Annotated in this window: 26 protein-coding genes; 5 read left to right on the top strand and 21 right to left on the bottom strand. The window is 46.7% G+C overall.

Features of this window, described 5'->3' with window-relative positions:
• Positions 1 to 43 precede the first annotated feature (43 nt).
• A complete protein-coding gene (locus AACS90_RS09225; protein ID WP_099120400.1) occupies positions 44 to 1,222 on the bottom strand; it encodes a M20 metallopeptidase family protein in 1,179 nt (392 codons plus the stop codon).
• Positions 1,223 to 1,538: 316 nt separating this feature from the next.
• Positions 1,539 to 2,081: a dihydrofolate reductase family protein gene (locus AACS90_RS09220; protein WP_099120399.1), complete on the bottom strand. Its 543-nt coding sequence runs from the start codon at positions 2,079 to 2,081 to the stop codon at positions 1,539 to 1,541.
• A 481-nt stretch (positions 2,082 to 2,562) separates the two neighbouring features.
• Here AACS90_RS09220 and AACS90_RS09215 point away from each other — a divergent pair, with 481 nt between their 5' ends.
• The 4 genes from AACS90_RS09215 to AACS90_RS09200 all read left to right on the top strand — a co-directional run bounded on the left by AACS90_RS09215 (position 2,563) and on the right by AACS90_RS09200 (position 5,067).
• Complete coding sequence (locus AACS90_RS09215) at positions 2,563 to 2,841, top strand: PAAR domain-containing protein (RefSeq protein ID WP_241537919.1); 279 nt, start codon at positions 2,563 to 2,565, stop codon at positions 2,839 to 2,841.
• Positions 2,842 to 3,065: 224 nt separating this feature from the next.
• Positions 3,066 to 3,908 (top strand): hypothetical protein, encoded by an 843-nt coding sequence (locus tag AACS90_RS09210; protein WP_099120398.1) that lies wholly within the window; start codon positions 3,066 to 3,068, stop codon positions 3,906 to 3,908.
• Positions 3,909 to 3,919: 11 nt separating this feature from the next.
• The gene (locus AACS90_RS09205; protein ID WP_099120397.1) at positions 3,920 to 4,462 is read left to right on the top strand and encodes a hypothetical protein; all 543 of its coding nucleotides are present in this window, start codon (positions 3,920 to 3,922) and stop codon (positions 4,460 to 4,462) included.
• A 62-nt stretch (positions 4,463 to 4,524) separates the two neighbouring features.
• Positions 4,525 to 5,067, top strand: coding sequence for a hypothetical protein (locus tag AACS90_RS09200; RefSeq protein ID WP_153043634.1), 543 nt, complete (start codon positions 4,525 to 4,527; stop codon positions 5,065 to 5,067).
• 40 nt (positions 5,068 to 5,107) lie between these two features.
• Here AACS90_RS09200 and paaY read toward each other — a convergent pair whose 3' ends face one another.
• From paaY to paaA, 13 genes are all read right to left on the bottom strand, one after another.
• The gene (gene paaY, locus AACS90_RS09195; RefSeq protein ID WP_099120395.1) at positions 5,108 to 5,704 is read right to left on the bottom strand and encodes a phenylacetic acid degradation protein PaaY; all 597 of its coding nucleotides are present in this window, start codon (positions 5,702 to 5,704) and stop codon (positions 5,108 to 5,110) included.
• A 31-nt stretch (positions 5,705 to 5,735) separates the two neighbouring features.
• The gene (gene paaX / locus AACS90_RS09190; RefSeq protein ID WP_099120394.1) at positions 5,736 to 6,668 is read right to left on the bottom strand and encodes a phenylacetic acid degradation operon negative regulatory protein PaaX; all 933 of its coding nucleotides are present in this window, start codon (positions 6,666 to 6,668) and stop codon (positions 5,736 to 5,738) included.
• 80 nt (positions 6,669 to 6,748) lie between these two features.
• Entirely contained in the window at positions 6,749 to 8,092 is a 1,344-nt protein-coding gene (paaK, locus tag AACS90_RS09185) for a phenylacetate--CoA ligase PaaK (protein ID WP_099120393.1), read from the bottom strand.
• Positions 8,093 to 8,356: 264 nt separating this feature from the next.
• Positions 8,357 to 9,571, bottom strand: a complete 1,215-nt coding sequence (gene pcaF, locus AACS90_RS09180; protein WP_099120392.1) for a 3-oxoadipyl-CoA thiolase — start codon at positions 9,569 to 9,571, stop codon at positions 8,357 to 8,359.
• Positions 9,568 to 10,059 (bottom strand): hydroxyphenylacetyl-CoA thioesterase PaaI, encoded by a 492-nt coding sequence (gene paaI, locus AACS90_RS09175; RefSeq protein ID WP_099120391.1) that lies wholly within the window; start codon positions 10,057 to 10,059, stop codon positions 9,568 to 9,570. The genes pcaF and paaI overlap by 4 nt, the downstream gene beginning before the upstream one ends.
• On the bottom strand, positions 10,052 to 11,716 hold the full coding sequence (locus AACS90_RS09170; protein WP_099120469.1) for a 3-hydroxyacyl-CoA dehydrogenase: 1,665 nt from the start codon (positions 11,714 to 11,716) through the stop codon (positions 10,052 to 10,054). The genes paaI and AACS90_RS09170 overlap by 8 nt, the downstream gene beginning before the upstream one ends.
• Before the next feature lie 8 nt (positions 11,717 to 11,724).
• Positions 11,725 to 12,528 (bottom strand): 2-(1,2-epoxy-1,2-dihydrophenyl)acetyl-CoA isomerase PaaG, encoded by an 804-nt coding sequence (gene paaG, locus AACS90_RS09165; protein WP_099120390.1) that lies wholly within the window; start codon positions 12,526 to 12,528, stop codon positions 11,725 to 11,727.
• Between the two features lie 3 nt (positions 12,529 to 12,531).
• The gene (paaF, locus tag AACS90_RS09160) at positions 12,532 to 13,305 is read right to left on the bottom strand and encodes a 2,3-dehydroadipyl-CoA hydratase PaaF (protein ID WP_099120389.1); all 774 of its coding nucleotides are present in this window, start codon (positions 13,303 to 13,305) and stop codon (positions 12,532 to 12,534) included.
• 55 nt (positions 13,306 to 13,360) lie between these two features.
• Complete coding sequence (gene paaE, locus AACS90_RS09155; protein ID WP_099120388.1) at positions 13,361 to 14,476, bottom strand: 1,2-phenylacetyl-CoA epoxidase subunit PaaE; 1,116 nt, start codon at positions 14,474 to 14,476, stop codon at positions 13,361 to 13,363.
• Between the two features lie 11 nt (positions 14,477 to 14,487).
• Positions 14,488 to 15,039 carry a 1,2-phenylacetyl-CoA epoxidase subunit PaaD gene (gene paaD / locus AACS90_RS09150; RefSeq protein ID WP_099120387.1) on the bottom strand — a complete coding sequence of 184 codons (552 nt, stop codon included), beginning with the start codon at positions 15,037 to 15,039 and terminating at the stop codon, positions 14,488 to 14,490.
• A 176-nt stretch (positions 15,040 to 15,215) separates the two neighbouring features.
• Positions 15,216 to 16,019 (bottom strand): 1,2-phenylacetyl-CoA epoxidase subunit PaaC, encoded by an 804-nt coding sequence (paaC, locus tag AACS90_RS09145; RefSeq protein ID WP_099120468.1) that lies wholly within the window; start codon positions 16,017 to 16,019, stop codon positions 15,216 to 15,218.
• A 16-nt stretch (positions 16,020 to 16,035) separates the two neighbouring features.
• Positions 16,036 to 16,323 (bottom strand): 1,2-phenylacetyl-CoA epoxidase subunit PaaB, encoded by a 288-nt coding sequence (gene paaB / locus AACS90_RS09140; RefSeq protein ID WP_099120386.1) that lies wholly within the window; start codon positions 16,321 to 16,323, stop codon positions 16,036 to 16,038.
• A gap of 39 nt (positions 16,324 to 16,362) precedes the next feature.
• A complete protein-coding gene (gene paaA / locus AACS90_RS09135) occupies positions 16,363 to 17,316 on the bottom strand; it encodes a 1,2-phenylacetyl-CoA epoxidase subunit PaaA (protein WP_099120385.1) in 954 nt (317 codons plus the stop codon).
• A gap of 327 nt (positions 17,317 to 17,643) precedes the next feature.
• Here paaA and paaZ point away from each other — a divergent pair, with 327 nt between their 5' ends.
• Positions 17,644 to 19,707: a phenylacetic acid degradation bifunctional protein PaaZ gene (gene paaZ / locus AACS90_RS09130; protein ID WP_099120467.1), complete on the top strand. Its 2,064-nt coding sequence runs from the start codon at positions 17,644 to 17,646 to the stop codon at positions 19,705 to 19,707.
• A 204-nt stretch (positions 19,708 to 19,911) separates the two neighbouring features.
• Here paaZ and AACS90_RS09125 read toward each other — a convergent pair whose 3' ends face one another.
• The 6 genes from AACS90_RS09125 to AACS90_RS09100 form a co-directional block, all read right to left on the bottom strand.
• The gene (locus AACS90_RS09125) at positions 19,912 to 21,294 is read right to left on the bottom strand and encodes a pyridoxal phosphate-dependent decarboxylase family protein (protein ID WP_206601823.1); all 1,383 of its coding nucleotides are present in this window, start codon (positions 21,292 to 21,294) and stop codon (positions 19,912 to 19,914) included.
• Between the two features lie 135 nt (positions 21,295 to 21,429).
• A complete protein-coding gene (locus AACS90_RS09120) occupies positions 21,430 to 22,524 on the bottom strand; it encodes an aminotransferase class V-fold PLP-dependent enzyme (RefSeq protein ID WP_099120384.1) in 1,095 nt (364 codons plus the stop codon).
• 18 nt (positions 22,525 to 22,542) lie between these two features.
• Positions 22,543 to 23,913 (bottom strand): YhfT family protein, encoded by a 1,371-nt coding sequence (locus AACS90_RS09115; RefSeq protein ID WP_099120383.1) that lies wholly within the window; start codon positions 23,911 to 23,913, stop codon positions 22,543 to 22,545.
• 10 nt (positions 23,914 to 23,923) lie between these two features.
• Positions 23,924 to 24,286 carry a DUF2620 domain-containing protein gene (locus AACS90_RS09110; protein WP_099120382.1) on the bottom strand — a complete coding sequence of 121 codons (363 nt, stop codon included), beginning with the start codon at positions 24,284 to 24,286 and terminating at the stop codon, positions 23,924 to 23,926.
• A 45-nt stretch (positions 24,287 to 24,331) separates the two neighbouring features.
• Positions 24,332 to 25,282: a phosphotriesterase-related protein gene (locus AACS90_RS09105; protein WP_099120381.1), complete on the bottom strand. Its 951-nt coding sequence runs from the start codon at positions 25,280 to 25,282 to the stop codon at positions 24,332 to 24,334.
• A gap of 151 nt (positions 25,283 to 25,433) precedes the next feature.
• The gene (locus AACS90_RS09100; protein ID WP_099120380.1) at positions 25,434 to 26,606 is read right to left on the bottom strand and encodes a YhfX family PLP-dependent enzyme; all 1,173 of its coding nucleotides are present in this window, start codon (positions 26,604 to 26,606) and stop codon (positions 25,434 to 25,436) included.
• Positions 26,607 to 26,703: the final 97 nt, after the last annotated feature.

Raw genomic sequence — 26,703 nt, 5'->3', positions numbered from 1 at the left:
AATAAAAAAGCGTTCAATATTCCCTACCGGACGCCAGATACAATTAACGAGTAACAAGATTAATAAATATTTGTGCTCCAACCAGCAGGCAGTCATCGTCAATAAAATAAGGATTGGAATGCGGGTAGTTGTCTATTCCTTTCTCTTTATTTCCGCTACCGAGGAAAAACATGGCACCTATGCGATCTTTGGTGGCGTTAATCATGTAACTGAAATCCTCACTGCCTGTTGCTGGGCGGATGTTAGCGATTATATTTTCTGAAGGCAGGAATTTGCCGGCCGCTTCGATGATACGCTGGTAAGCGTAAGGATGGTTTTCCACTGCGGGGTAAGTTGCGTAGCTTACTGTAGTTTTGAAACCGCCCGCTTCGCTGCGGGCAATAATTTCCTGCATACCATTTTTGAGGATTTGGTCAGTTTCCTTATCCATCGTCCGAATGGTTCCTTGTGCCTGAGCATGGGCAGCGATGGCATTGGGAATGGTTCCGCCGTTAATCATGCCGCAAGTGAGTACCGCCGGGCTGAATGGATCTGTCTTTTTCGCGACAATATAGTCCATATAATCAATAATGCGACACATCTCCCGAATGGCATCCAGCCCTTTTTGTGGTGCTGAGCCGTGGGCAGAAACACCGTAGACATCCAGAGTCCATGTCGTCCCCCACGAGGTGAGGGTGCCGCTTGTCAGAGCGATAGTACCTGTATCCTCAGCACCATCGTTATGCAGGGCATAGACTTCACTGACACCGTCCATGCACCCCAGCTCAACCATTTTATCTGCGCCCGGAATGCGCATATCTTCCTCTGCCATCTGGAAGATAAAGCGCACGTTGACGTTCATCTCATGCTGATGCTGTGACAGGTAATTGGCGGCAGTCAGTGCAACTGTCATATGGATGTCATGACCACAGTTATGCGCACAGCCTTCATGCATAGAGCTGTGGTCATTATTGGTCAGATCGGGCATCGCGAGCGCATCCATATCGGCACGAAATGCAATCAGGGGTTTGGCTGGATCAATAATTAAGTCGGCAGTAAAACCGGTATAATCTGAATAGTTTTTGATGGTGTAACCAAAGAATCTCATTAAATCAAGGCAATATTTTGCAGTTTTAAATTCATGACCGGATAGCTCAGGAATTTTATGGAGATCCTGACGAGTCTTTTTGCTGAATTGTTCTAATGAAAATAGCGTATCGCTGATGTTATATTTATTCATTATCTAACCCCTTTTACGCTGAATTTATTTGAGTCATGAAAGAAGTATCGAAAAAAGGTAATAAATAGAAACTATCATGAAAAGCATGGTCACTTGCCATAATATTTTTTTCTCAGTTTCTTTTTTTTATCGTCAGATCTAGGGAAATATTGTCATATATGATGACCGGAACAACAGGGTATCAACACGAACACTGACTGTAAGAAAGATCGTGTTGTTCTGGATGAGAGGTTAATCAAGGATCTTTAATGCTGAGAGCATAACCGATCCTGAATTTATAAAAGATCGGCTCCTGCAATGGATCAAAATATCATTCAGTTTATGCTGTTGGTTTGATATCCATAATAGTTTCAATGGCGCCGCTGCTTAAGAGACGCTGTTTATTGGGTACTGCCTCAATCAAATGGTTGACTGGCAAGACTCGGATACCTGAGCCTAAAAAGACCGGCACCGTGGTAAGAAATAGTTGTTGTAATTCTCCGGCATCGGCAAAGAATGCTGCTGTTTCTCCACCACCAATGATCCATACATCTTTATCTTTAGCGGCAGCCCGAGCTTTAGAAGCAATTTCACTGGCAGAATCATGAGTGACAACGGCATTAATTTCTGTAGGAACAGGTAAATTTCTGGAGGAGAGAATAAAAGAAGGGATATTCTGATATGGCCAGTGACCAGCCGTATTCTTCATAATCCATTCATAGGTTCCGGCTCCTATAATGGCTGCTCCAATACCCTGATAAAAGGTTTCATAAGGAGTGGCGTCATCGCTGAGAGCAAATGTCTCCAGCCAGCCTAACTCATGATTCTCTGTAGCGATATAACCATCCATTGTTGCAGCAACATAATAAATGAGCTTTGACATATCTTTCCTCATTTTACTTTTTAGGGCTTATGAATATTTGGAAAACCCAGTTGGTGTTGAGATAATTTTTTTTGTTACATTATTAATAACTCTATCAGGGGAATCGAAAATGGATTAGCTTTTTAAACTAATATTTTAGAACAGCATGTTTAAAATTGATGTTGGTCACACAACTTTTTGAAATAAAGAGTTTGTCTATAATTTTTTATGTATTAACTGTCACAACTACTACAAATTTTAAATAAAGCAGGATGAATAAATTGATTTGTAACCATGCTGCATGGTTGCTTTAATCATCCGGTTTTTATCGATAATATATTTATACCCGTCGTCTTTCTAGTCGCCTCTTTGTTGGCTGCGCTCACTCACCCCAGTCACATAGTTATCTATGTTCCCGGGGATTTATTCTCTTGCCGCCGTGATGCAACTTGAAATCCATAGGGTACATTGATCGATCACATTAAATTCACTTTAAGGATAAATGATGGCTATTGGATACTTCTTAGTTGTTGGGGATAAGACAACATGTGGTGGTGCAATTTTAACGGGCAGTAGTACCGTCACTTTTTACGGTAAGCCGTCTGCTCTTGAGGGTTCAGAGGTCAGTTGTGGCAGATTTGCCGGTAAATACCGGATTATTGGTGGTGTCAGTGGTTTTATCAATTATCAGCAAAGAATGGCAGGAACGCTGGATAGCCAGAGTAGTTGCCCTTGTCAGGCTGGCTTGATTCAGTCTATTCCTGATTCCTATGCTAAATAATGACGGTTGATAACTAATTATGCCATTGCAAATATTTTCGATGGCATTTAAGAGATTAAATAAATAATTTATGTTATTGACAATTAGCTTTTAAAATATAAAAGATATGACCAAAAATAAGAGGTGTCTTATTGGATTTTTGTTTAATTTGTTTATAGGATTACTCTTATTGAATAAGATAGGGCAGAAAACGGATTTAACCAAAATAGAAAGGATAACAAATTATGTCTAGATTTATTGTTACGCGGAATAACGGAAAAGCGCTTCTCGGAACAGAGTTTCATCTCACTCCGGGTAATACACTGACATTAAAGATTGATGGCTTAAACCTCAATACCAGAAAGCATCTTAAGTTTCTATCAGATAACGGACTGGTATCTATTTTTCAGCGTGATAATCCTAAGATGAGAGAGCAAACATTGCAAATAACAGCGATTAATATAGGAGTAAGTAAAGTTAAGGCGGTTGATACAAATATTGATTTCTGTCCTAATTTTGCTCAGGGTGTTGCTGAAGATTGCTTTCCACATTTAACGATTAATATCATACCTAAAATATCGATCCCCGCTGATCTTACGACTGAGCAGAGAGCGATGCTGATGGTGTTGTTGGCGGAGACGTCATCTCCTGAGTCTAAAAAATTCAAGTACAATGAAAAAGAAGCAAAAGATACGATGCAGTATATGCATGATGTTTTATTAAACAGAGTAAGGTCTCCTAAATCTCAATACCTTGGTGTACCTAAACATGGAAATAAATTGATAGGATTGATTTCAGCACCAAGAGTAATAGAGGGTTTTCAGCAATATCCCAATATAAACGATGATATACAAGGAAGAATTAATAGGATGGTGATTGTTGCTAACGATGGAACCCAAGAGCACTTTTTAGCTTATCGTCGATTAATTACACATGCTATCAATGTAGCAAAAAGTAATAGAATTTCGAATGCAGAGGTTATTGCATGGAGAACACAAGATAGTGGTTCACCTGGTCCTAATTTTATTAAGTTATTTTCATTGCAAGGTCAAGAGTTTTATAAACTTTCTGATAGTTACCTTAAATAAGAGATATTTATATGAAATATTTTATTGGATTATGTATAGTTCTGTTTTCATCAATTTCTCTTTCACAGAAAGATAATCTAGACTTCAAAGCTTGGGGAAAAACAGGTAATTGGGGAATTTATGACTCAAAACCAAATAATTATTTTAATCCATTAAAAATAAAAGAATACAGAGATGGTTACTTGCCTTCATTTAGTTATCTTATTAATTTATTTAATTTTAGGAATGTAAACAACAAATATTGTTTAATAGGCTATAAATGGAATAAAACAAAAAATAGTGAAGAACGAGAAAGAGTTGTTATTTTTTGGGAAAATGCCAATTATCTAATTGACTGGGATTTACCTGATGGTGACGATGATAATAGATATAAGGCAATTATATTTAGCAAGCCATTTATTAAAATGGATAGATCTGTTTTTCCTTATAAAGAAGCCGAAGGTGCGCAGGCTTTGTGGGCGAAAGAAGGCATTATCCAGATGATGGAAGATTGTGAATTACACGGTCAAAAAATAACGATAAAACCTTCTGAGATAATAGATATTAAAGATTAGTTATCTAGCTCGAAGATTGTGAGGGAACTTTTTTAGTTAAGTTAAATATAAAGTGAGTGAAAATGAGATGGTTACTTAGTTTTATAATGATTCTATTTTCTATTTCTGTTTTTTCTCAACAGAAGGAAGAATTAGATTTTGAGGCTTGGAATAAAACGGGAAACTGGGGAATGTTTTATAGAAAGCCAGATAGTCATTTCAAGATATTGGAAATTAAAAACTATAATGAAAGTTATTTGCCTTCATTCAGTTATCTTATTAATAAATTCGGCTTTAATAGTGTAAATAATACGTACTGTGTAATAGGTTATAAGTGGAATAAAAAAGAAGATGATGAAGAATTAACAAGAGTTATTGTTTTCTGGAAGAATGCTAATTACTTAATTGATTGGGATCTACCTGATGGTGATACTGAACATAGATATAAAGCCATTATCTTCAGCAAACCCTTCATTGATATCACTGAATCAGTTGTTCCTTATAAAGAAGCAGAAGGTGCGCAGGCTTTATGGGCAAAAGAAGGGGTTATCCAAATGATGGAAGATTGTGAGTTACATGGTCAAAGAATAACGATAAAACCTTCTGAGGTGGTTGATATTAAATAGTATTGAAGCTGCTCGCAGCCAGCGAGCAGTAGGAACCATTTTACAATTGATTCTTAGGCACAAAATCGTCACTAAAGACCATCCGCTTACGCCCCGGTTCTATTTCAGTCAACGGTTCTACCTGCCTCAATGTATTTTTACAGCGAGTTACCAGCTCCTGATATTCGCGAGTGCTGACCTGTTTCCATTCCAGTTCCTGTTCGGTCAGAGTACGCAAAGCGCGGGCGGGGGTGCCGACGATCAGCTGATTGGCTGCAAAAATAGCTTCTGCCTTGATAAAGGCCATTGCTCCCACGATACAGTTTTCACCAATTTCTGCGCCATCCATTACAACTGAATTCATGCCAACCAAAACATTACGCCGGATTTGGCATCCATGCAGTATAGCTCCATGCCCGATATGACCGTTTTCTTCAACCACTGTGTCCTGTTGAGGATAACCGTGCATGACGCAATTATCCTGAATATTCGAACCATCCATCACCACCAGCCGACCGAAATCACCACGCAGGCTGGCATTCGGGCCGATATAAACCTGCTTGCCAATAATGACGTCACCGACCAAAACAGCGGTAGGGTGAACATAACTACTGGGATCAATAACCGGGGTTAAACCATCAAGTTGATATACAGGCATAAGTATTTCCTCAAACAATTGTCAGACGTTACTAAGAACCGCTGTGTAATCCTCCAAAACGACGATAGTACGCAGCAGCAGGCTGGGGCAATTTACCTATGGTGGTTTCGCATTGTTCACCAATGTATCGAGTTGCGGCAGGGCCAATACGCTGGTAGATGTTGATGCATAAATTCCGGGCGATTTGGCCTTCCCACTGTGTAGGCAACAGCGCGTTCGGTAATAGAGGGTCACGCAGTACAACACGGCGGTAAAAGTGGATAAGCAGAAGGCGTAACTGGAAACAGCGCTCTGGTGTCAGTTCGTCTGCATTACAATCTTGCAATAGCTTCATCAAGGGCCGGAATGTGATGATAAATTCATGATAGTGCTCAGCAACCTGATCCAGCGACCAGCTGGCTGATACCCGTTCTTTCAGGCTCTGTTCGGAGCGGGGATAAGGATAATCTGCCCGGAAGTAGATCACGGAGTCACTGGCGCTGAGCTCTCCGAGCAGAGCCGGAATATCACTTTGTGAACTGCTGGGAGCTGCCATTAATGTGCTGTTAAGTTGACCAAATCCAAACCAGTTCAGCTCTTTTTTCAGGCGGGTACGTTCCTCTTTACAGGTTTCTTCCAACAGCAATAAATCCCATTTGCCATCCCATGCCGGTTGTTCGCTGAGATAAATTTTACTCTCTGCATGACGGAATTGGTTCATGCCCCGCTCAGTGATGCGGTAATAACTGCGACGACCTATTTTCTCTACCTCCAGCCAACCCTCTTTTTGTAAACGAAATACAGATGTCCGGACAAAACGGTCACTGAATCCCAGTGGTTCCAGTAGAAGGCTGAGACTGCCCAGCCAGATTTCTCCTCCCCGATGGCTGAGCGCATCGCCATACAGGGAAATGATCAGCGATGTTCCGCTAATCGGCTGGGCATCAAGGGCATGTCGAATAAAATCGTCGAGTTTGTGTGTCATATTTTGTTATTGTCTAAACGCAAATGAGTCATGACAGTAGCATAATCAGGTGTCCCAGTCGTTATTGTATTGTTGGAATATTATTTCTGCTGACGGTGGTCAAGAACCCGAACTGCTTTGCCTTCTGAGCGCGGAATATCCCCGCAATTGACGATACTGACTTCGGTGCTGATCCCTATCATGGCCTTGATGTGATGGCGTAATTGGTGGCAGATATCGCAACGTTGCTGGATACTCAGTTGCGCCGGATCTTTCAGTTCGACCTTGACGGACAGACTGTCATAATTCCCAACGCGGTCCACTTCCAGCTGATAGTGTGGCGACAGTTCGCTGAAACGCGTGATCTGTTCTTCTACCTGTGATGGAAAGACATTGATGCCACGGATGATGAGCATGTCGTCGGAGCGTCCGGTGATCCTGTCCATGCGCCGCATATTGCGGGCGGTTCCCGGTAACAGGCGTGTCAGGTCGCGGGTACGGTAGCGGATCATCGGCATGGCTTCTTTGGTGAGTGTGGTGAAAACCAGCTCACCATTTTCGCCGTCCGGTAATACATTCAGGTTGTCAGGATCGATCACTTCCGGATAAAAATGGTCTTCCCAAATAGTGGAACCATCAGCATATTCCAGTGATTCCATGGCGACACCCGGCCCCATAATTTCGGACAAACCATAAATATCCAGCGCTTTGATGCCCATACGAGTTTCAATTTCATGCCGCAGCCCTTCCGTCCACGGCTCAGCCCCGAAAATACCGACCCGCAGAGAGCATTGTCTGGCATCGCCTCCCATTTGCCGTTCCAATACATCCAGCAGCGTCAGGCAGTAAGAGGGCGTCATCATAATGACATCGGGTTTAAAGTCGCAGATCAGCTGTGCCTGTTTTTCTGTCTGCCCGCCAGACATCGGGATCACGGCAGCCCCCAGACGCTCAGCACCGTAATGTGCTCCCAGACCGCCGGTGAACAGGCCGTAACCGTAAGCGACATGTATTTTGTCTTTGGCTGTTGCCCCGGCAAAACGCAGGCTACGAGCGACCAGATCAGCCCAGTTGTCGATATCTTGCTGGGTATAACCAACAACGGTCGGACGCCCTGTTGTTCCGGATGAAGCATGGATACGCACAATTTTTTCCATCGGAACGGCAAAAGTATCAAAAGGGTAGTTATCCCTCAGATCCTGTTTAGTGGTGAAAGGAAATTTAGCGATATCCTCAAGCTGCCGGAAATCACTGGGGTGAATACCAATCGCATCAAATTTACGGCGATACATTGGCACGTTGTTATAGGCATGATGCAATGTCCATTTCATCTGCGTAAACTGTCGAGCCTGAATTTCATCGCGTGAAGCAAATTCAACAGAATCGAGACTGGCTTCGGAATGTTGAGTGAAGCTTGAGTTGAGGTGCTGTACGTTGTTGCTCATAATTCCCGCCCTTTTGTTGTTATACACTTCGTCTTTCAAGTTGCCTCTTTGTTGGCTGCGCTCATTCACCCCGGTCACATAGTTATCTATGCTCCCGGGGATGAACTCCCTTGCCGCCGCGATGCATCTTGAAATCCATTGTGTATATACCAATTCAACTCCAAGATTCGTGTTATATCTCCCCACGGCGCGGGGAGATATAAGGGCTCGCCTCATATAACCCGTTGTAACTTGAAGTTTATCGAGTACATATATAGGTGTTGGTTATGAAATACGTTCAATAATCATGGCAATTCCCTGACCAACGCCGATGCACATAGTGCATAAGGCATAGCGTCCGGCTCGCCGTTCCAGTTCAAGCGTTGCTGTCAGTGCAAGCCGGGCACCACTCATTCCCAGCGGGTGCCCCAGTGCTATCGCACCGCCATTCGGGTTCACGTGTTCTGCATCATCCGGTAATCCCCACTGGCGTATCACTGCCAGTGACTGAGCTGCGAAGGCTTCGTTTAGTTCGATCACATCCATTTGATTCAGACTCAGCCCGGTGAGTGACAGTACTTTATCCGTGGCTGACAGTGGCCCAATCCCCATAATGCGCGGTTCAACACCGCTGGTGGCGGTTGCCACAATACGCGCTTTAGGTGTCAGCCCGTGTTTTAATGCTGCGGCTTCTGAAGCGATAATCAGGGCGGCGGCTCCGTCATTGACGCCAGAAGCATTACCGGCAGTGACGGTGCCTTCAGTCCGGAATGGTGTTTTCAGCTTTTGTAATTGCGCTAATGTTGTTTCAGGGCGGGGATGTTCATCCTGTGAAATAATCGTGTTTTCCCCTTTTTTCCGGCGGTCAGGTAGAGTCACAGGGATGATCTCTTCAGCCAGAATGCCTTGTTGCTGCGCGTTAGCGGTACGTTGCTGGCTGCGCAGCGCGAAAGCATCCTGAGCGTCCCGGCTGATTTCAAATAGGGCTGCAACGTTTTCTGCGGTTTCCGGCATCGAATCTGTACCAAATTGTTTCTGTATCAGCGGATTAATGAAACGCCAGCCAATTGTGGTATCAAATATCTGAGCCTGACGGCTGAAAGCCGTTTCCGCTTTTCCCATCACTAATGGGGCACGGGTCATGGATTCCACACCACCAGCCAGTATCAGCTGAGCTTCACCCGCTTTGATACTGCGGGCAGCAAAAGCCAGCGCATCCAGACCTGAGCCACACAACCGGTTGAGAGTTGTGCCGGGAACGGAATATGGCAGGCCAGCGAGCAATGCCGCCATGCGAGCGACATTGCGGTTATCTTCACCCGCCTGATTTGCACAACCGAGAATGACATCATCAATCGCTTGCCAGTCCAGTCCGGGATAACGTGCCAGCAATGCCCGTAGTGGCAGAGCGGCCAGATCATCAGGGCGCAGGCTGGCGAGGGCTCCACCATAACGGCCAATAGGTGTACGCACTCCGTCACAAATAAATGCATGGGTCATGATTTTTCTTTCCTGATTGTTTTAGTAGGAGTCGTTGCTTTGGCGGGTTCTTCTAAAACAGAATGACCCAGACGGTGGGAGTGACCACGGAAAAAGGCCACAGTTTTGCCATTCTGATTGGTAATTTTGACATCATACAACCCGTTAGTTTTGCCCTGATGCTGTACTGACGCGTTAGCCGTAAGCCGGTCACCATTAAAAACCGGATGGATGAAATCGATATTACAGCCGGAAGCAACAGCCGCAATTCCCTCACTGTTGCAGGCATAGGCAAATGCGGTATCTGCCAGACTGAATATAATGCCACCATGACAGGTCTTATGGCCGTTAAGCATGGTAGGTACAATGGTCATGCTTAACTGAGCGATCCCGATGTCGATATAGTCAATCTGCATTCCCATATGATTAGCGCAGGCATCTTTGGTATACATGGTCTCAATACAGTTTCGGGCAAGTTGCTTCGGGGAAGTATTCGTTTTATTAGGCATGATCTTTCTTCTTATGTTGATATTCATGTTGCCGGAGAGATGGAGACTGTAATGTGACATGGCCCGCCGCGAGCTGCCGAAGCAGGGGTGACGGACGATAACGGGTTTCCCCGTAAAACTGCTGTAATTTTTCCAGTGTATTGAAAATATGCTGCCAGCCGAGCTGAGTTCCCCATGCCAGTGGCCCGATGGGATAATTCACACCGCGGCACATTGCCAGATCGATATCTTCGGCGCTGGCAATGCCTTTATTAAGCGCATCCAGCGCTTCGTTACACAGCATTGCCACAGTCCGCATCGTCAGCATGGCCGGATAATCCGGCAGTAAAATGACCTGCTTGCCGAGGAAATGGAGAAAACGGGTGATTTTTGCCGTTTGTTGTTGAGTGTTCTGGCTGGCTGCGCTGATCGCGATGACCGAAGCTGCCTGATAGTTTGCAGACAGATCAAACTGCACGACCGGAGCCTGAATTTCATCAGCCAGCTGGGAGCTGGTTTTGCCGGTTGCCAGCATAAAGAGAACATCATCAATCTGTAATGCAGGTGAAGGTAATGGGATATTGCATTTTTCCCCGCAGGATACCCCGTTTTCCTGCAATTTTTCCTGTAATAAAGCGGCAAAATGCGGCAGGGTAGACCAGTCTCCGTTCGCATTTATTTGTGCTGATGTGATCGGTGCTGCGGCTTGTATTTCCTCAATCACAGGAAATAATAGAGGCTCTTTATCCGCACTATTTTTTTCTTTATTTGTGTCGGAATAGACATAAAACCCCCGGCCACTTTTTCGCCCCAGATGATTGGCTTCCACCAGTTCTTTTTGTCGTAATGATGGCTGAAAGCGGGGATCACCGTAGAAAGCGTGAAACAGGGATTCTGTAACGGCGTAATTGACATCATGTCCGATTAGATCAGTCAGCTGTAATGGCCCCATAGCAAAGCCACCGGCATCCTTTATGACCGCATCCAGTGTCGCCGGAGATGCAACCTGTTCTTCCAGTGCGCGCAGGGCTTCTGCGTAAAAAGGCCTCGCAATGCGGTTGACGATAAAACCGGGCGTAGAGCGGCAAATGACGGGCTGTTTTTGCCAGTTGATCATGAGGCATTTAAGCGTTGCCATGATTTGTGGGCAGGTTTCCAGACCTTGCACGATCTCCACTAGTTTCATTAGCGGAGCAGGGTTGAAAAAATGCAGCCCGGCCATGCGTTGGGGTTTACTCAGAACACGGGCAATAGCTGTAATCGACAGTGATGAGGTATTACTGGCAAAAATGGTTTGTTCTGAACACAGAGATTCCAGCTGGTGGAATAATTTTTGTTTGGCTTCCAGCTGTTCGATAATCGCTTCAATCACCAGTATACAGGGAGCCAATGCCTGTAATGAGTCAACCAGAGTGATGCGTTGCAACAGCGCCTGAGTTTTGTCTGCATCGGCTTTACCTGCTGTGACACGCTGATGCAGGCGGGTGTGGAGTGTATCCAGCGCACGTTGTGCGGCTTCAACATTTGCATCAAATAGCAGGACGGAATGTCCTGCTAGTGCTGCAACCTGAGCAATGCCGATACCCATCGTTCCTGCGCCAATAACAGCGATTGGGCCTTCTGGTATTGATTCGTTAGCTGTTGAATCACTGAATGTCGGACGATGATGTACTGGCATATTCATATTTATTTTCCTTTAAACTGTGGTTCGCGCTTTTCCATAAACGCACGGATGCCTTCCTGAAAATCTTCTGTATGCCCGCACTGGCGTTGTAGATCGCGCTCAAGTTCAAGCTGCTGATCCAGCGTATTGGTTGCGGCGGCGTAAGTGGATTTCTTGATGCACGCAAGGGAGACTGTCGGCTGAGATGCCAGACGTTGGGCGATTTCCCATGCTTTTTCTTCCAGTTCTTTAGGTTCAAAGACCTGCCAGATCATGCCCCACTCCAGTGCCTGTTCAGCACTGATTTTGTCTCCCAGCATTGCCATTCCCATCGCGCGGGCATGACCAATTTTATGAGGCAGGAACCAGCTGCCGCCTGCATCTGGTGTCAGACCAATACGACAGAAAGCCTGAATAAAGGTGGTATTGCGGGATGCGAGCACAATGTCACCCGCCACAGCAAGGGAAAGACCCGCTCCCGCTGCTACGCCATGAACAGCACAAACCACCGGCTTGGGAAGGGTGGTCAGACGGCGGATTAGCGGGTTATAGTAAGTTTCAAGGGAATAGCCGAGATCAGGAACGCCACCTACGTTGATAACAGAACTACGATCATTTAAATCCTGACCGGCACAGAAACCACGTCCGGCTCCTGAAATCAGTACACAGCGCACCGATTCATCCTGTTCTGCAATTTTCAGTGCTTCACTGAGTTGCAGGTGCATTTCCTCGTTGATACTGTTTATCAGTTTTGGACGATTGAGTTTAATGCTAAGGACACCTGCTTTTACTTCAGTGAGTATCGTGGGTATATTTTCATTTTCCATCTACTAGCATCCTTTAAATGTCGGTTTACGTTTTTCAAGGAAGGCTGAAATACCTTCCTGACGATCGGCTGTACCTGCTAAGGCAACAAAGTGTTGTCGTTCAGCGGACAGCCCTTGTGACAGGCTGGTTTCGTATGCAGTCTTGAGCGCAGCCTTAGCCGCCCGCAAAGCCAGCGGCGAAAATTCACTGATGCGGTCTGCTATTTGTTGTGCACGTTTCAACGTCAGATTATCGATGCAAATTTCACTCACTAACCCTGCCTGTTGCGCCTGATGAGCGTTAATGGCTTCGCCGGTTAAGATCATCTGGCTGGCAAGAGCTTTGCCTACACTGCGGATAAGCCGCTGTGTTCCTCCTGCTCCCGGCATTAGCCCCAGTGTGATTTCCGGCAGTCCAAAACTGGCGTTTTCACCACAGACCACTAAATCACAGGCCAGTGCCAGTTCACACCCCGCGCCGAGGGCATAACCATTAACGGCGGCTATCATGGGTTTGCTGATATTGTTCAGTCGTTGCCAGAGTTGGGGGCGACGGTCAGTTATTGCACTGGCAACGGTTTGTTGCTGTAGTTCTTTAAGGTCAGCCCCGGCGGCGAAGCAGCGTAGTGAGCCGGTAATAATGATGACACCGGTTCCGGCATCGGCATCCGCCTGCTCCAGACGTTGTACGAGTAGCTCCAGACAGTCATTGCTGAGAGCGTTGCGTACTTCCGGGCGATTGAGGGTCAGTGTGCGTACCCGCTGTTGTTGAAGACTTAAAACCCATTCCTGACTCATGGTATCTCCTGATTTGCACTCTTATCTCTGGAATATTTCTGATTAATGAGAGATTTCAGACATCAAAATCAACAACAACACCATCGCCTTTCGGCCATGACTGGCAGCTTAAAATATAACCGGCGGCCAGCTGATCCGGTTCAAGGCTGTAGTTCACCCCCATATCCACTTCACCGGATTTGAGCCGGCATTTACAGGTGGCACAAACACCGCCTTTACAGGCGTAGGGCAAATCTGCTCCCTGACGCAGGGCCGCATCAAGAATGCTGTTATCCTCAGTATTCATCACAATATTCAGAGTGCGACCATCTAAATGAATTTCGACACTCGTTTCATTGCGTCCGGCCAGACAGGCAGGACGGGAAGCCGTGTAGAGTGGATGATTACCGGTATTGAAACGTTCACTATGGATGTGTTCAGGCGCCATGCCGGCTTGCTCAAGTGCTGATTTGGCATCATCCAGCATCGTTTCAGGTCCACAAAGAAAAGCGTGATCAAACTGGGAAAAATTAAGGAGTATCTTGCCGATCCGCAGCAGATTTTCGGTATTGATACGACCGTTGAGCAGCGGGCTGTCAGTGGTTTCCTGACTGAATAGATACATGACCTGAAAACGTTGCAGGTAGCGGTTTTTGAGATCAGCCAGTGCTTCCCTGAACATCACAGAGCGGCTGGTACTGTTGCCATAAATCAGCGTAACAGTGCTCTCTGGCTCCAGAGCCAGTGTGCTTTTGATAATCGACAGGATAGGCGTAATGCCCGAACCGGCTGCAATCGCCAGATAATTTCCCGGCTTGCTGGTATCAGGGGGATGACCAAAATTACCTTGTGGCTGCATGACATCCAGCTCATCCCCAACTTTTAATTGTTGGTTAATAAAGGTAGAGAACCGCCCCTGATAGATAGCTTTGACACCAATTTGTAGTGTGTCATCCAGTGGTGAGCTACAGATGGAGTAACAGCGGCGTAGTTCTTCCCCGTTAACCTCTGCCTTGAGTGTCAGGTGCTGACCCGGCTGATAGTGGAAATATTCTTTTAGTTCATCGGGAATTTGCAGTGTGACCGCTACAGAATCTGACGTTTCCGGCTCAATAGCAGCAATGCGTAAGCGATGAAACTGTGTCCGGTGAGACTGTTTTTGTTGAGAACCGGGATGAGGAAGAATAGCCATCTGCTGCTCCCTTAAATACATTTGAAATAATCGAAGGGTTCCAGACAGTGCTGACAGCGATAAAGTGCTTTGCACGCGGTGGAACCAAACTCACTGATTTTTTCTGTCTGATGACTGCCACAACGCGGGCAGGTAATGGATTCGGTGTCTGCGGGTCTTTCACAGGCAGCTCCCTGTGGTGGCGCGATACCGGATTCCCGCAGACGCTGTCTGGCATCGGCATTCATCCAGTCAGTCGTCCATGCCGGGCTTAGGCTTACGTCAATATATACAGGGGAAAAACCGGCCTGAGCCAGTGTTGTCCGGATTTCATTAATGAGAAAGTCCGTGGCCGGGCAGCCTGAATAAGTGGGGGTGAATACCACTTGCCACCCCGTCTGACCGTTCTGTTCATTCTGGGAAGCGGTAACTTCGCGTACCATACCGAGATCGGTAATCGATAACGTCGGTAGTTCTGGGTCGGCAATCTGATGCAGACACTGCCAGATCTGGTGGATTTCGGGTTGCTGCAATGCTATTGGTTGCAACGCTATTGATTGCAAGGAACTAAGTTGCTGCTCCATCCTACCCTCCTATACCCTTCGTCTTTCGAGCTGCCTCTTTGTTGGCTGCGGTCACTCACCCCGGTCACATAGTTAGCTATGCTCCAGGGGATGAGTTTCCTTGCCGCCGCGATGCAACTCGAAATCCATTGGGTATATACATATCGTCTTTCAAGCTGCCTCTTTGTTGGCTGCGCTCACCAGTTATTGTCTGGATATGCCCGCTGTAAAAACTGCATTTCTGCCAGTATGTATCCGAGATGTTCTGTATGTCGCCCTTGCTTGCCGCCTTGCCGGTACGGAGTTTCCTGTGGTATTTCCAGCGTAGCCTGAGCAAAGGTGTCTTTGACCATTTGCTGCCACGGTTCATGCAGTGTCCGGGGATCCACCGCAATGCCAGCCTCCGCAAGTTGCTGCTCTACCTCATCGCAATGGAAAAGTTCGCCGGTAAAGCGCCATAGTTGATTGACAGACTGCTGCATTTTCTCGTGACTCTGTTTTGTGCCATCCCCCAGACGGATCATCCAGCCACGGCTGAAACGCAGGTGATATTCCACCTCTTTTAATGACTTATTGCTGATAGCGGCTAATTGGGTATCGCGGCTCTGGCCTAATGCCTGATGGAGTAAGACGTGATAGGCATCGATAAAAAACTGGCGCACCAGCGTATCGTTAAAGCCGCCATTAGGTTGCTCCACCAGCAGAAGATTGCGGAACTCCCGCTCATCACGCCCAAAAGCCAGCCGGTCTTCATCACTTTCTCTGTTTTTTTCAGCATCAGTTCCGTCAAGTGTGGCGGCATAGCTGAGAAAATGGCGTGCCTGACCCAGCAAATCGAGACCGATGTTAGCCAGAGCTAAATCAATTTCCAGTTCTGGCGCGTGACCACACCACTCGCACAGGCGCTGCGCCAGAATCAGCGGGCTGTCTCCGAGACGCAGTACGTAGTTGAAAAGATTATGATTGATAAGATTATGATCGAGGGAAGCGGTATGAGGCATGTTCATATTTTCCCCCTTACATATTCTTGATGCCGTCAGGGATCGTGTAGAACGTCGGGTGACGGTAAATCTTATTTTCCGACGGTTCAAAAAAAGCGCTGCGATCTTCCGGTTGTGATGCAACCAAGTAGATGGATTTCACCACCCAGATAGAGCAGCCTTCATTACGCCGGGTATAAGCATCACGCGCATTTTCGAGCGCCATCTGATCATCCGCTGCATGGAGGCTGCCGACATGACGATGAGCCAGCCCCTGCTTACTGCGAACAAAGACTTCATACAGTGGCCAATCGGTATTGTTCATATCTTGCCTCCGTTTTCATCGATGATTAAATACAGTGGACTAAGCAGCCTGTTTTTTGGCAGCCATTTTTCTGGCATGGCTGGACGCTGCCTCACGTACCCAGCTTCCGTTTTCCCATGCCCGGCGTTTGGCCTCCAGACGTTCGTGGTTACATATGCCGTGGCCTTTGATCACTTGATTGAATTCGTCCCAGTTGATTTCACCAACGCGGTAATGCCCTGTTGTTTCATCCCAGGCCAGTTCAGGATCAGGGGCTGTCATACCCAGTGCCTCTAATTGAGGAACGGTGTTATCGATGAATTTCTGTCTCAGCTCATCGTTACTAAACCGTTTAATTTTCCAGGCCATACTCTGGGCGCTGTTGGGGGAATCACTGTCATTGGGACCGAACATCATCAACGTCGGCCACCAGAACCGATTAATGGCATCCTGTAGCATGGCCCGCTGAGTTTCACTCCCTTTTGCCAGCACGGTAACCGCCTCATATCCCTGACGTTGGTGGAAGCTCTCTTCTTTACAGATTTTCACCATAGCGCGGGCATAAGGGCCGTAAGAGGCACGACACAGAGCGACCTGATTGACTATTGCAGCACCGTCCACCAGCCAGCCAATGACGCCAATATCTGCCCAGCTCAAGGTGGGATAGTTGAAAATTGACGAATATTTCATCGTTCCATCCAGCAATTTCTGATAGATGTCCTGACGAGTACAGCCCAGTGTTTCTGCGGCGCTGTAGAGATAAAGCCCATGGCCTGCCTCATCCTGCACTTTTGCCAGTAATACAGCCTTGCGCCGCAGGGTTGGGGCACGGGTGATCCAGTTGGCTTCCGGTAACATGCCGACAACTTCCGAGTGTGCGTGTTGACCGATCTGACGTATCAGGTTTTGGCGATAGGCATCGGGCATCCAATCCTTAGCTTCAATGGTGATATCTGCCTCGATCTTGGCGTCAAAATGCGCCTGTCGTTGATGATCTGGTTGATCAGTTGTCATATAACGCTCCACATATGATTCTTACTTTTAAGATTGCATAATAAAAACGAATCACTTAATGCAACCTTAAATCTACAAACTGATAACAAAAATATCAAACCTTTTATTTGTATATTTGTTGAGCGCATCACAATTTATGTTATTTATTTTTCAAAAAGTTGTAATTAATTTTTATTGTTATGGATAAGTAAGGATATTGATATGTGTAGCCCGGAAAATGTTCGCTTTTGTTAATTTTTTGGGTGGTTTTTTGTCTGGGTTATGTGATACATAAATATTGCATATTGTTTTAATGGTGATTCATTAATGATATCGGCGGAGAAAAAAATGCAACAATTGACCAGTTATATTTGTGGTGAGTGGGTTTATGGAAACGGTAACGCCAGAACTATTCACCATGCAGTAAGTGGTGCAGCGCTGTATCAGGTCTGTTCAGATGATCTGCCACTGGCTGATAGCCTTAGATATGCCAGAGAAAAAGGTGGAAAAGCACTCTCAGCCATGACATTCCAGCAGCGTGCCCAGATGATGAAAGCCGTTGCAAAGCATCTGCTTGCCAATAAAGAAGCTTTATATGCTATCTCAGCAGAAACCGGAGCGACCCGTTCGGATGGCTGGGTAGATATTGAAGGGGGCATTGCAACGCTATTTTCCTATGCGGGTCTGGCAGGACGCGAGTTACCGGATGATGTGTTGTGGCCGGAAGATGAGATGATCCCACTTTCCAAACAGTCCCAGTTTGTCGCTCGTCATGTTCTGACTTCCCGTCCCGGTGTTGCTCTGCACATTAATGCATTTAACTTCCCTTGCTGGGGGATGCTGGAAAAACTGGCACCGACCTGGATGGCAGGCATGCCGGCCATTATTAAACCCGCTACCGCTTCAGCACAGTTAACACAGGCAATGGTGAAACTGATCCTCGACAGTGGTTTGGTTCCGGAAGGCGCATTACAGTTGATCTGTGGCGGAATCGGCGATTTGTTTGATCATCTCGACTATCAGGATGCGGTGACTTTTACCGGCTCAGCCCAGACCGGACATAAATTGAAGTCCCACCCTCGTCTGATTGAAAAATCCATTCCGTTTACGATGGAAGCTGACTCTCTCAACTGTTGTATTCTGGGGGAGGATGTGACGCCGGATATGCCAGAATTTGGCGTATTCATTAAGGAAGTTGTCCGTGAAATGACCGTGAAGGCAGGGCAAAAGTGTACTGCTATCCGGCGTATTATTGTACCGGAAAGCCAGCTTGAGTCGGTTAAGCAGGCGTTGATGAAACGTTTGTCCGGTGTTGTGGTGGGAGATCCGGCTTTACCGGATGTCCGTATGGGGTCATTAATCAGCCTTGAACAGCGCGATGAAGTTCAGTCCAAAGTTGATTTACTGCTACAAAGTGGTTGTGAATTACTGCATGGTGGCTCTTTAGCTAAATTGGAACTGGCGGATAAGACAAACAGTAATGGGGCATTTTACCCGCCAACTCTGCTTTATTGCGCAGATCCGATGACCAATCAGGCAGTACATGAAACAGAAGCTTTCGGCCCGGTTTCCACTTTGATGACATATCAGGAGACTGAACAGGCGATTGAGCTGGCTTTAATGGGGCAGGGAAGTCTGGTGGGTTCGCTGGTCACGTCAGATGATCAGATTGCGATGCAGGTCATCCGTGCAACAGCCTGCGCTCATGGCCGTATGCTGATTCTGGATGAAGCGGCTTCTGCTGAATCAACCGGGCATGGTTCTCCGTTACCCATGCTGGTACATGGCGGGCCGGGACGCGCAGGTGGTGGTGAGGAGCTTGGCGGATTACGTGCTGTGAAACACTATATGCAGCGCACGGCAATTCAGGCCAGCCCAAGTATGCTGGCAGCAATTGGCCGAGAGTGGGTACGTGGTGCAAAAGTGAAGGAAGATCCTGTCCATCCGTTCCGCAAATATTTCGAACAAATTGAAATCGGTGAAAGTCTGCTAACCGCCCGCCGGACGGTGACGGAAGCGGATATTGTTAATTTTGCCTGCCTGAGCGGTGATCATTTCTATGCTCATATGGATAAAATTGGCGCGGCTGAATCCCTGTTCGGTGAGCGTGTAGCACATGGCTATTTTGTTGTTTCTGCCGCTGCCGGCTTATTCGTCGATGCACCCGTTGGACCGGTACTGGCGAACTATGGCATGGAAAACCTGCGCTTTATTGAGCCAGTGAAGATTGGCGATACGATTCAGGTCCGGCTGACCTGTAAGAAGAAGATCAAGAAAGTGCAGAAAACGCCGGATGATAAACCACATGGTGTCGTTATGTGGGATGTGCAGGTTTTAAATCAGGAGCAACAGCCTGTCGCGCTTTACAGCATTCTCACGTTGGTGGAACGGCAGTTGAGGGATTATGTTTGATCTGTACTTGTTAGCCTTTTCTGAATAAGAGGGCGAAGGTATTTGATGACTTTTAACTGAGATAAGAACAAAACCGAAAGCACCAATAGAATAATTGTTTTTGAAATTTATTTAGTGTACACAAATATCACACCTATATGTGGTTTGTGTACACTTTATGGAATTATTCTTATTTATTTAATGCGATTGCTTGCCGGGTATCCTTTACTCTTGCTTTGCCGTATTAATAGCCGCTGCGATTGCTTTCAGGCTACGCTGAATATCGGCTTCTGTGGTTGCCCACGAACTCACACTGAGCCTTATGGCTTCCTGACCCTGCCATGTCGTCTGCCCGAACCAGCATTCACCGGATTGCTGAACCAGTTGCAGCATCCTGCGCTGCAAAGTGATATCCGGCAGACAGGCCACCAACTGATTAAGAACAACATCATTAAGAATAGTGAAACCCAGTGATTTAAGACCATCAGCCAGCATTTCAGCATACAGGCAGCAGCGATCAATTAATGCTTCAATCCCTTGAGCACCCAGCTCAGAAATAGCGGCCCACACTTCTACGGCTCTGGCTTTACGGGAGAATTCAGGCAGCATGTCTTTTGCCTGCCATATTTCCTGAGTTTCAACATAGGTGGCAGAGGTTGTCATGACATCTCTGAGTGCCTGTTTGTTGCGTACAATACACATGCCACAGTCATAAGGCGTGTTCAGCCATTTATGGGCATCTACCGCCCATGAGTCTGCGCCTTCAACACCTTCGGCTAATTCAGATTTTTCTTTTGATGCCCGTGCCCAGAGACCAAAAGCACCATCCACATGCACCCAACAGCCTGCTTTTTTGGCCTGTGGAATCAGGGACCGGAAGGGATCAGAACTGCCAGAGTTCACATTACCGGCCTGTAATACCAGAATCATGTTATCTGAAAGTTCAGGAACAGCGCTGGCAATGATGCGCCCCTGATTATCACAGGGTACAAAAATGAACTGTGAACGACCGAAGCCGAGTAACCTCAGTGCTTTTAAAACAGAGACGTGGGTTTCTTCGGACAGAACAACTTTCAACGGTGGTGCATTATGCAAACCCTGTTCTGCCAGATCATAGCCCTGCTTTTGGTACAGATACTGGCGCGCAGCACCTAATGCACTGACATGTGCCATCGTGGTGCCGGAGACGAAACCAACGAATGCATCTGAGGGTAAATTCAAAAGCTCCAATACCCAGCGCCCGGCAATTTTTTCCAATTGATGAGCAACGGGAGAGGAGGACTCCATCAACGCTATTTGATCCCAGGCACTGGAAACAATATTGGCTCCCATCGCCGCCGGCGTTGAGCCGCCGACAACCAGCCCGAAATAGCGTCCGCCCGTGCTGGCAACTGTCGCCGGTGAGCCGTATTTGTGAAGTTGTGCCAGTACCTCCTGACAATCAGTGCCATTCTGAGGCAGTGGACTGTCGAAATTTTGCAGACCTAATAAGGCATCAGAATCGGGATAGACACGCTGGTTTCGAATTTCACTGACATATTGGTATGCGATTTCACTGGCTGTTTTAACCGCAGCAAGAGAGGTTTCCCGAATCGGCTCTTCCATCATAATATTTTCCCTGTTTATTATCATTTATGTAATTTATTCAATTGGATAGCTATCATTGATTCTATGGGAAGAGTGATGGCTGATCCAGAAGGGAAAATATTTGATGGTGGGTTGTTAGCCCTGATTGGCAGAATATCAGCTGGATGTCTGTTTCCGACAACTTGCCTGCAAGATACGCATGATAGTTTCGGCTCCGCTGCGATTGGGGTTGATGCGGATCATGCGTTTCTCCAGCGTGGGATCGGTCTGACGAAATGTGCCGGAAATTCGGTAAAACAGGGGCGGAATTTCAAATTTTGACTCTGCCCCAACGGGATAAGGTAATGCGCCCAATGTATGCGCAGTGTTCAGTACCGTATCCGCAATGGGTTCATGAAATTCGACTAAAACTACTTTGGACTGGGCATTGGCAATAATAGCCTGTTTTACCTGGGGTATTTCCCCCTGATTCAGCCGGAGCACTAATTCTTCATTTACTTCAGACTGTACTGCGTGCATGACCGGTGAAAATACCAGCCCACGTAGTGCTTCCATCGCCTGATAGCCCTGAATCTGACAACCGCCGGAGTACATGTTTTGACGCAGTTTATCGATGACAGCCTGCTTACCGATAACTAAGCCTACTCCCTGTGGCCCAAGTAATTTAAAGCAGGAAAAGGCAGAAAGCGTTGCTCCATATTCACAGCCGATGTGGGGCACTTTCATGGCGGCGTAGTTATCATCTACCAGTGAAGGAATGTGATGCTTGTTCAGGATGGAAATAATTTCTTTCAAAGAATAACGATCATCAATTTTCTGCCGTGTATGCTGGATAAGACAAACTGTGGGCTTATGCTGTTGAATGGCAGTTTCAAGCTCCTTTGTACAGTTAAAATCTGCATAAACGACATTAAGACCCATTTGTTCAATCGATGTTTTCGTCGTGGGGTAAATCGGTGCGTCATGGACAAGTAATGTCTCACAAGGGCGAAGCATTGCTCCCAGCCCGGCCCGCAAGGCGCCTGTTCCGGCACCATTCACAAAAGCTGCCGCTTCTGCGTTAAAATATTCGGCGAGAACAGATTCAATACGGTGCGTCATTCTGGGTTGCTGGAGACCCGGGACTAAACCCAGATCTCCCTGTGAGAGAAAATCAGCGCCGGGAAAGTGACGACAGATGATATCCACCAGCTTAAACTGCTGCTTCTGGGCCTGTGCCATCGTCATGCTTTGTAACGGCGCTGTTTTCATTCTCTCACTTTGTTCCTGTTAATTTATTCCGACTAAATAGAGTACGTTAGCAAGAATACCTACGGCAATGGTTGCGATCGGGCCGATTGCCATTTCAACCAAAGGACGTTTAGACGTGCGGTTAAGCAGATAAATCCCCGCAACAATCATAAAGCCCATACCCGGCAGAATGGCGTTGGAAGCGATCATACCACCAACCAACAGGGCAACTTCGAGCATTTTGGTGATCGCGGTACGAATATGGCCACTACACGCTTTGACGCCGGGATATTTATCCAGCCAGATAGCAATTTTTGCCAGTAGCTGGATCTCAATAAACATCGTCAGGCCACCTGCTACAAAGGCCAGCCACGGATTGCTGGTTGCCAGACCTGCCACAAACACGAATTTCATCCCGTTGGGGCTGTAGACACCAGTAGCGATTGCCGTTGTACCAACCAGCGGGACAAACCCGATGGCACGTGCCAGCGCCACCAGCAGGGCACTAGTCTGCTCATCCTGCGCCATCAATTGCAGGGATACAGGCCCTTCTGCCAGCAGGCTGAAAGACATGGTCGCTGCACTTGCAGTCAGGCCGCCACAAAGGATTAGCAGCCATTTATTTTTCTGAATACGTTCGATGCGGGTTGAGAACAGCCCGACTAACATTTCATTAGCACCTTTTGGTGCTGCGGAGGATTGATTTGCGGATGGAGCATTATCCGGACGTTCACGCATGGCGAAGTAGAACATGGCAATCATCGACAGCAACAAAGCCGCACCATTCGGATCGACACTGACCGGCTTTTCGATTAGCCCCCCAAAACTGAGCGGGCCTGCGGCTTTGGTCGCTACATAGCCGACTAAAGCGGTGAGCATCACTAAAAGCCCTTTGCGGTAGCCATATTGATAGCCGACGACCATCGCAGGGAACAGAGCAAAGCAGGCGACAATCGGATCACCGACTTTTTTCAGGTCATCGGTGAAATTAACCGGCAGCATCGCAAACAGCTCAACAACGGAACGTAATCCGGCCAGTAAGGCAATGGCGTATAAGGCTCCAATGATACCTGAAGCCACGAATCCTCTGCGGCTGTTGGCACACCAGATACCAATCATATCAGTACCGAGTAACAGACTGTGAACCAGCACGATGGGGGCTGTCAGCGAGAAGGGAATACCAAACCCGACGACCAGACCAATGCTCAGGGCAAAACTTGTTGCTGCCAGTGCCTTACGGCTCATTCGTCCTTCAAGGTATTCAGGGAGCAGCGGACGCAGGCCATCATGGAAAACGGCGATACCACGGTTTGCCATCATGGCGGCAATCGCACCAATTGAAGCCAGTAATCCCGCTTTAAAAGGATCGACTTCCATCAGTCTCATCAGGAACTCATGAAAATGTTGCATGGCAGGCTCCTTATTGAGAAATGATCGTGTTAATGATCACCGGAAGAACAATGTCGATATCTTGCCCCGTAAAGCCAAATGCTTTTTTGCCTGCTTTTACATGAGCAATAATCTCATCGTCGGATAAGATTTTTCCCGGCATACCAATGGTGGCGCAGAGATCCAGACCGATAAGGGCGATCGCGATAGCCAGCGCCCCGCCACCGCCCGTATTACAGGCACCAAAATAATAATCGGCCTCGCCATTTTTAATCGCCATAGAGGCTTCAATGTCATTCATAATGACGACGGAGGCGGCTTTGTCTCCGGCCAGTTGCCGGATACATTCGGCAATTTTTTCTTTTTCTATTTGTCCACCAACGACAAATTTCATGCTGTTATCCCTCTCTTTCTTATTTTCTGTCGAATTATTGCTTAGTTATTTGGAATAGCGGTGCCGGAAGAATTGGGCAGGGTTATCGCGTAACATTCGGTCTATCTGTGTTTGGGTAAAGCCGGCAGTCAGCAACATCGGAACGAATACCGTGAGTAAGTAATCGAAACCAATTCCTCCGTTGCTTTTCAGGTGAGAACGGCGGGTTATATCCTGAGAGAGCATGACTCTGTCGAGTAGCCCTCGTCTGGCGAGTACCTGTAACATCGCAACGCGACCGCTGTCAGGATAGTAATTGTTTTTACCAATGGTATCGAATTGTACCCAGGCACCTTCTTCAAGCAGGGGAATAATCGTGTCCAGATTGTCTTTCAGATCACAATGACCAATCGCCACAGATTCAGGAGAAACACCAAACCCCTTGAGGAGCGCCAGTTGTTCACGTCCCATTGTACTTAAGGTGGTGTGAGTGGATATGGGGCATCCGGTAGCCTGATGTGCGAGAGCGGCTGCGGCAAATACCTTTTGTTCATCTTCGGTAATTACCCCAAGACTGGAGCCAATTTCGGCAATAATACCGGCTTTTAATGCCGTACCGTCGATGCCTGTCTCAATTTCAGCAATCATCTCTTCAGCAATGTCCTGAATGCTTAATGTACTGAAATGAGCGGGGAAGAATGGCCGTTTGTAATAGCCTGTCGAGGCAATGATATTGATGTGGGTATCACGTACCAGATTCAGTAAAAAGGAGGCATTGCGCCCCATGTAACGGTTGGTCACCTCCACAATATTGCGCAGACCAAGCGCATGCAGATGGCGAAGTTCATCAACAATCAGTTCATACTGATCCAGACGACAGTCAAGGGTACCTTTGGCTTCGGACAGATCAATATGCAAGTGCTCATGAACATAGGTGTAACCTGATGTATCAATCTTGGGTGGGGAATACAGAGCGGAATGTATGGGTGTATTCCTGATCTTTTTCTGGCATTCCATAACTATTCCATAAATAAAGCATAACTATTCCGTAAAAATTATTTCCGTAAATAAATAGTCGCGCAGCATCATGCGGTAAATTGACTAGAGCGAAAATAACATTATTTGAGGGAAAGATAATATTAAATGTAATACCTATGTTGAGTAATTATTAAGAGTAACCGTTGTTTTTCCAGTTGCCCTGACTGTCATAAATGCCTTCAAGTTTTGGATTTCCTGACTGAATACCTGAGATCAGGGCGACATCGCTGCGGGTGACGAAAATCTGAGTCCGGAAGCACATGATCACCGGGCTACCAATAGGATGTAATCCATATAGAGATAAGTGGTAATCAATGCAGGGTTCACCTAACCGTAATATCCGTGCTGTTTTGTATGAACTGTTGTGTTCTGGAAAAACCAGTGCATGTTTCATATGGCTGCGTTGGTAGTAGCCTCCACCATAACAATAACTTTTGTCCTCATAGTGATGGGATATTTCCGTGACATAAGCCATCGCAATCTGTTCAGGCTCCCGGCCAATACTATTTGCAGGGATTGTTCCGGTCAGAGCATGACCCGGTTCTAAATGAGTCGCACCATATTTTGCTAACAGGGGAATTGTGTTGCAGCTGGTTGCTGAGGGGGCATTGATTTGAGAAAGAGAAATGCCGCGTTGTTTGAGTTTGTTTCGTGCTCTGATCAGCGTCTGCAAATTAACGGTCGGCAAAGTGGTCTGATACTGAGCATTCCATGCAAGGCAGGGAAAATGAGTCAGACCAGATAGTTTAATTCCCGGCATCTGTTTTAAAGCATCAATAGCCGGATCTAGCTCTTCAAAGAGGAAACCGGATTCCTGACAGGTAAAAGCCATATCGCGCTTAGCAAAGACTTTCAGCATGATGGGCTGAATACGTCCCAGTTTTTCAGCTGCATCCGATATGGCCTGAGCTTTCTCCAGCGAAAATACAGTGATAATTTTAGGATCACACCGGAGCATGGTTTCTATCAGATGAGCGGGTGTCTGTACTAAGTGACCAATGTGACATAGAGGTATACCGTGTTGACTCAGGCTGTAGGCTTCTTTGAAATCCACCGCAACCACACCGGGATAGCCAAGTTCAATCAGTTTTTTAGTCAGCCACGGATTACGGCCAAACTGTTTGGTCATCAGGTAGAGTTCGATACCATATTGCTCTGCTGTTTGTAGTAAATGCTGACCATTCTTTAATACCTGATCGACATCAATGACGTAAGTATCTGGTAGAATCGTACCTTGCTGCCAAAGGTTTTTTGCTACTTCTATTAATTTAGGATTCTGTTTTTTTAACGCATTAATAAACATAGGTTTCTCTTTGTAGCTGCAAAGCAGTACGTGTGTGCGAAAAATAAAAACACATGAAGTTTCTTAATCTTCATTTTTTTGAATATTTATGGTGTGT

It is taken from the genome of Xenorhabdus sp. KK7.4, assembly GCF_963876465.1.
Classification (GTDB): Bacteria; Pseudomonadota; Gammaproteobacteria; order Enterobacterales; family Enterobacteriaceae; genus Xenorhabdus; species Xenorhabdus stockiae.
This window is presented reverse-complemented; position numbering and strand designations above follow the sequence as displayed.

Bases quoted from the DNA above. Each gene is read 5' to 3' on its own strand.
- AACS90_RS09210 (WP_099120398.1), top strand. From the start codon at position 3,066: ATGTCTAGATTTATTGTTACGCGGAATAACGGAAAAGCGCTTCTCGGA.
- AACS90_RS09100 (WP_099120380.1), bottom strand. From the start codon at position 26,606: ATGTTTATTAATGCGTTAAAAAAACAGAATCCTAAATTAATAGAAGTA.
- AACS90_RS09120 (WP_099120384.1), bottom strand. From the start codon at position 22,524: ATGAAAACAGCGCCGTTACAAAGCATGACGATGGCACAGGCCCAGAAG.
- paaC (WP_099120468.1), bottom strand. From the start codon at position 16,019: ATGCCTCATACCGCTTCCCTCGATCATAATCTTATCAATCATAATCTT.
- AACS90_RS09170 (WP_099120469.1), bottom strand. From the start codon at position 11,716: ATGCCAGTACATCATCGTCCGACATTCAGTGATTCAACAGCTAACGAA.
- pcaF (WP_099120392.1), bottom strand. From the start codon at position 9,571: ATGACCCATGCATTTATTTGTGACGGAGTGCGTACACCTATTGGCCGT.
- paaZ (WP_099120467.1), top strand. From the start codon at position 17,644: ATGCAACAATTGACCAGTTATATTTGTGGTGAGTGGGTTTATGGAAAC.
- paaK (WP_099120393.1), bottom strand. From the start codon at position 8,092: ATGAGCAACAACGTACAGCACCTCAACTCAAGCTTCACTCAACATTCC.
- paaX (WP_099120394.1), bottom strand. From the start codon at position 6,668: ATGACACACAAACTCGACGATTTTATTCGACATGCCCTTGATGCCCAG.
- AACS90_RS09110 (WP_099120382.1), bottom strand. From the start codon at position 24,286: ATGAAATTTGTCGTTGGTGGACAAATAGAAAAAGAAAAAATTGCCGAA.
- AACS90_RS09115 (WP_099120383.1), bottom strand. From the start codon at position 23,913: ATGCAACATTTTCATGAGTTCCTGATGAGACTGATGGAAGTCGATCCT.
- paaD (WP_099120387.1), bottom strand. From the start codon at position 15,039: ATGGAGCAGCAACTTAGTTCCTTGCAATCAATAGCGTTGCAACCAATA.
- paaE (WP_099120388.1), bottom strand. From the start codon at position 14,476: ATGGCTATTCTTCCTCATCCCGGTTCTCAACAAAAACAGTCTCACCGG.
- AACS90_RS09125 (WP_206601823.1), bottom strand. From the start codon at position 21,294: ATGATGGAAGAGCCGATTCGGGAAACCTCTCTTGCTGCGGTTAAAACA.
- paaF (WP_099120389.1), bottom strand. From the start codon at position 13,305: ATGAGTCAGGAATGGGTTTTAAGTCTTCAACAACAGCGGGTACGCACA.
- AACS90_RS09220 (WP_099120399.1), bottom strand. From the start codon at position 2,081: ATGTCAAAGCTCATTTATTATGTTGCTGCAACAATGGATGGTTATATC.
- AACS90_RS09215 (WP_241537919.1), top strand. From the start codon at position 2,563: ATGATGGCTATTGGATACTTCTTAGTTGTTGGGGATAAGACAACATGT.
- AACS90_RS09200 (WP_153043634.1), top strand. From the start codon at position 4,525: ATGAGATGGTTACTTAGTTTTATAATGATTCTATTTTCTATTTCTGTT.
- paaG (WP_099120390.1), bottom strand. From the start codon at position 12,528: ATGGAAAATGAAAATATACCCACGATACTCACTGAAGTAAAAGCAGGT.
- AACS90_RS09205 (WP_099120397.1), top strand. From the start codon at position 3,920: ATGAAATATTTTATTGGATTATGTATAGTTCTGTTTTCATCAATTTCT.
- paaI (WP_099120391.1), bottom strand. From the start codon at position 10,059: ATGCCTAATAAAACGAATACTTCCCCGAAGCAACTTGCCCGAAACTGT.
- paaA (WP_099120385.1), bottom strand. From the start codon at position 17,316: ATGACAACTGATCAACCAGATCATCAACGACAGGCGCATTTTGACGCC.
- paaY (WP_099120395.1), bottom strand. From the start codon at position 5,704: ATGCCTGTATATCAACTTGATGGTTTAACCCCGGTTATTGATCCCAGT.
- AACS90_RS09105 (WP_099120381.1), bottom strand. From the start codon at position 25,282: ATGGAATGCCAGAAAAAGATCAGGAATACACCCATACATTCCGCTCTG.
- paaB (WP_099120386.1), bottom strand. From the start codon at position 16,323: ATGAACAATACCGATTGGCCACTGTATGAAGTCTTTGTTCGCAGTAAG.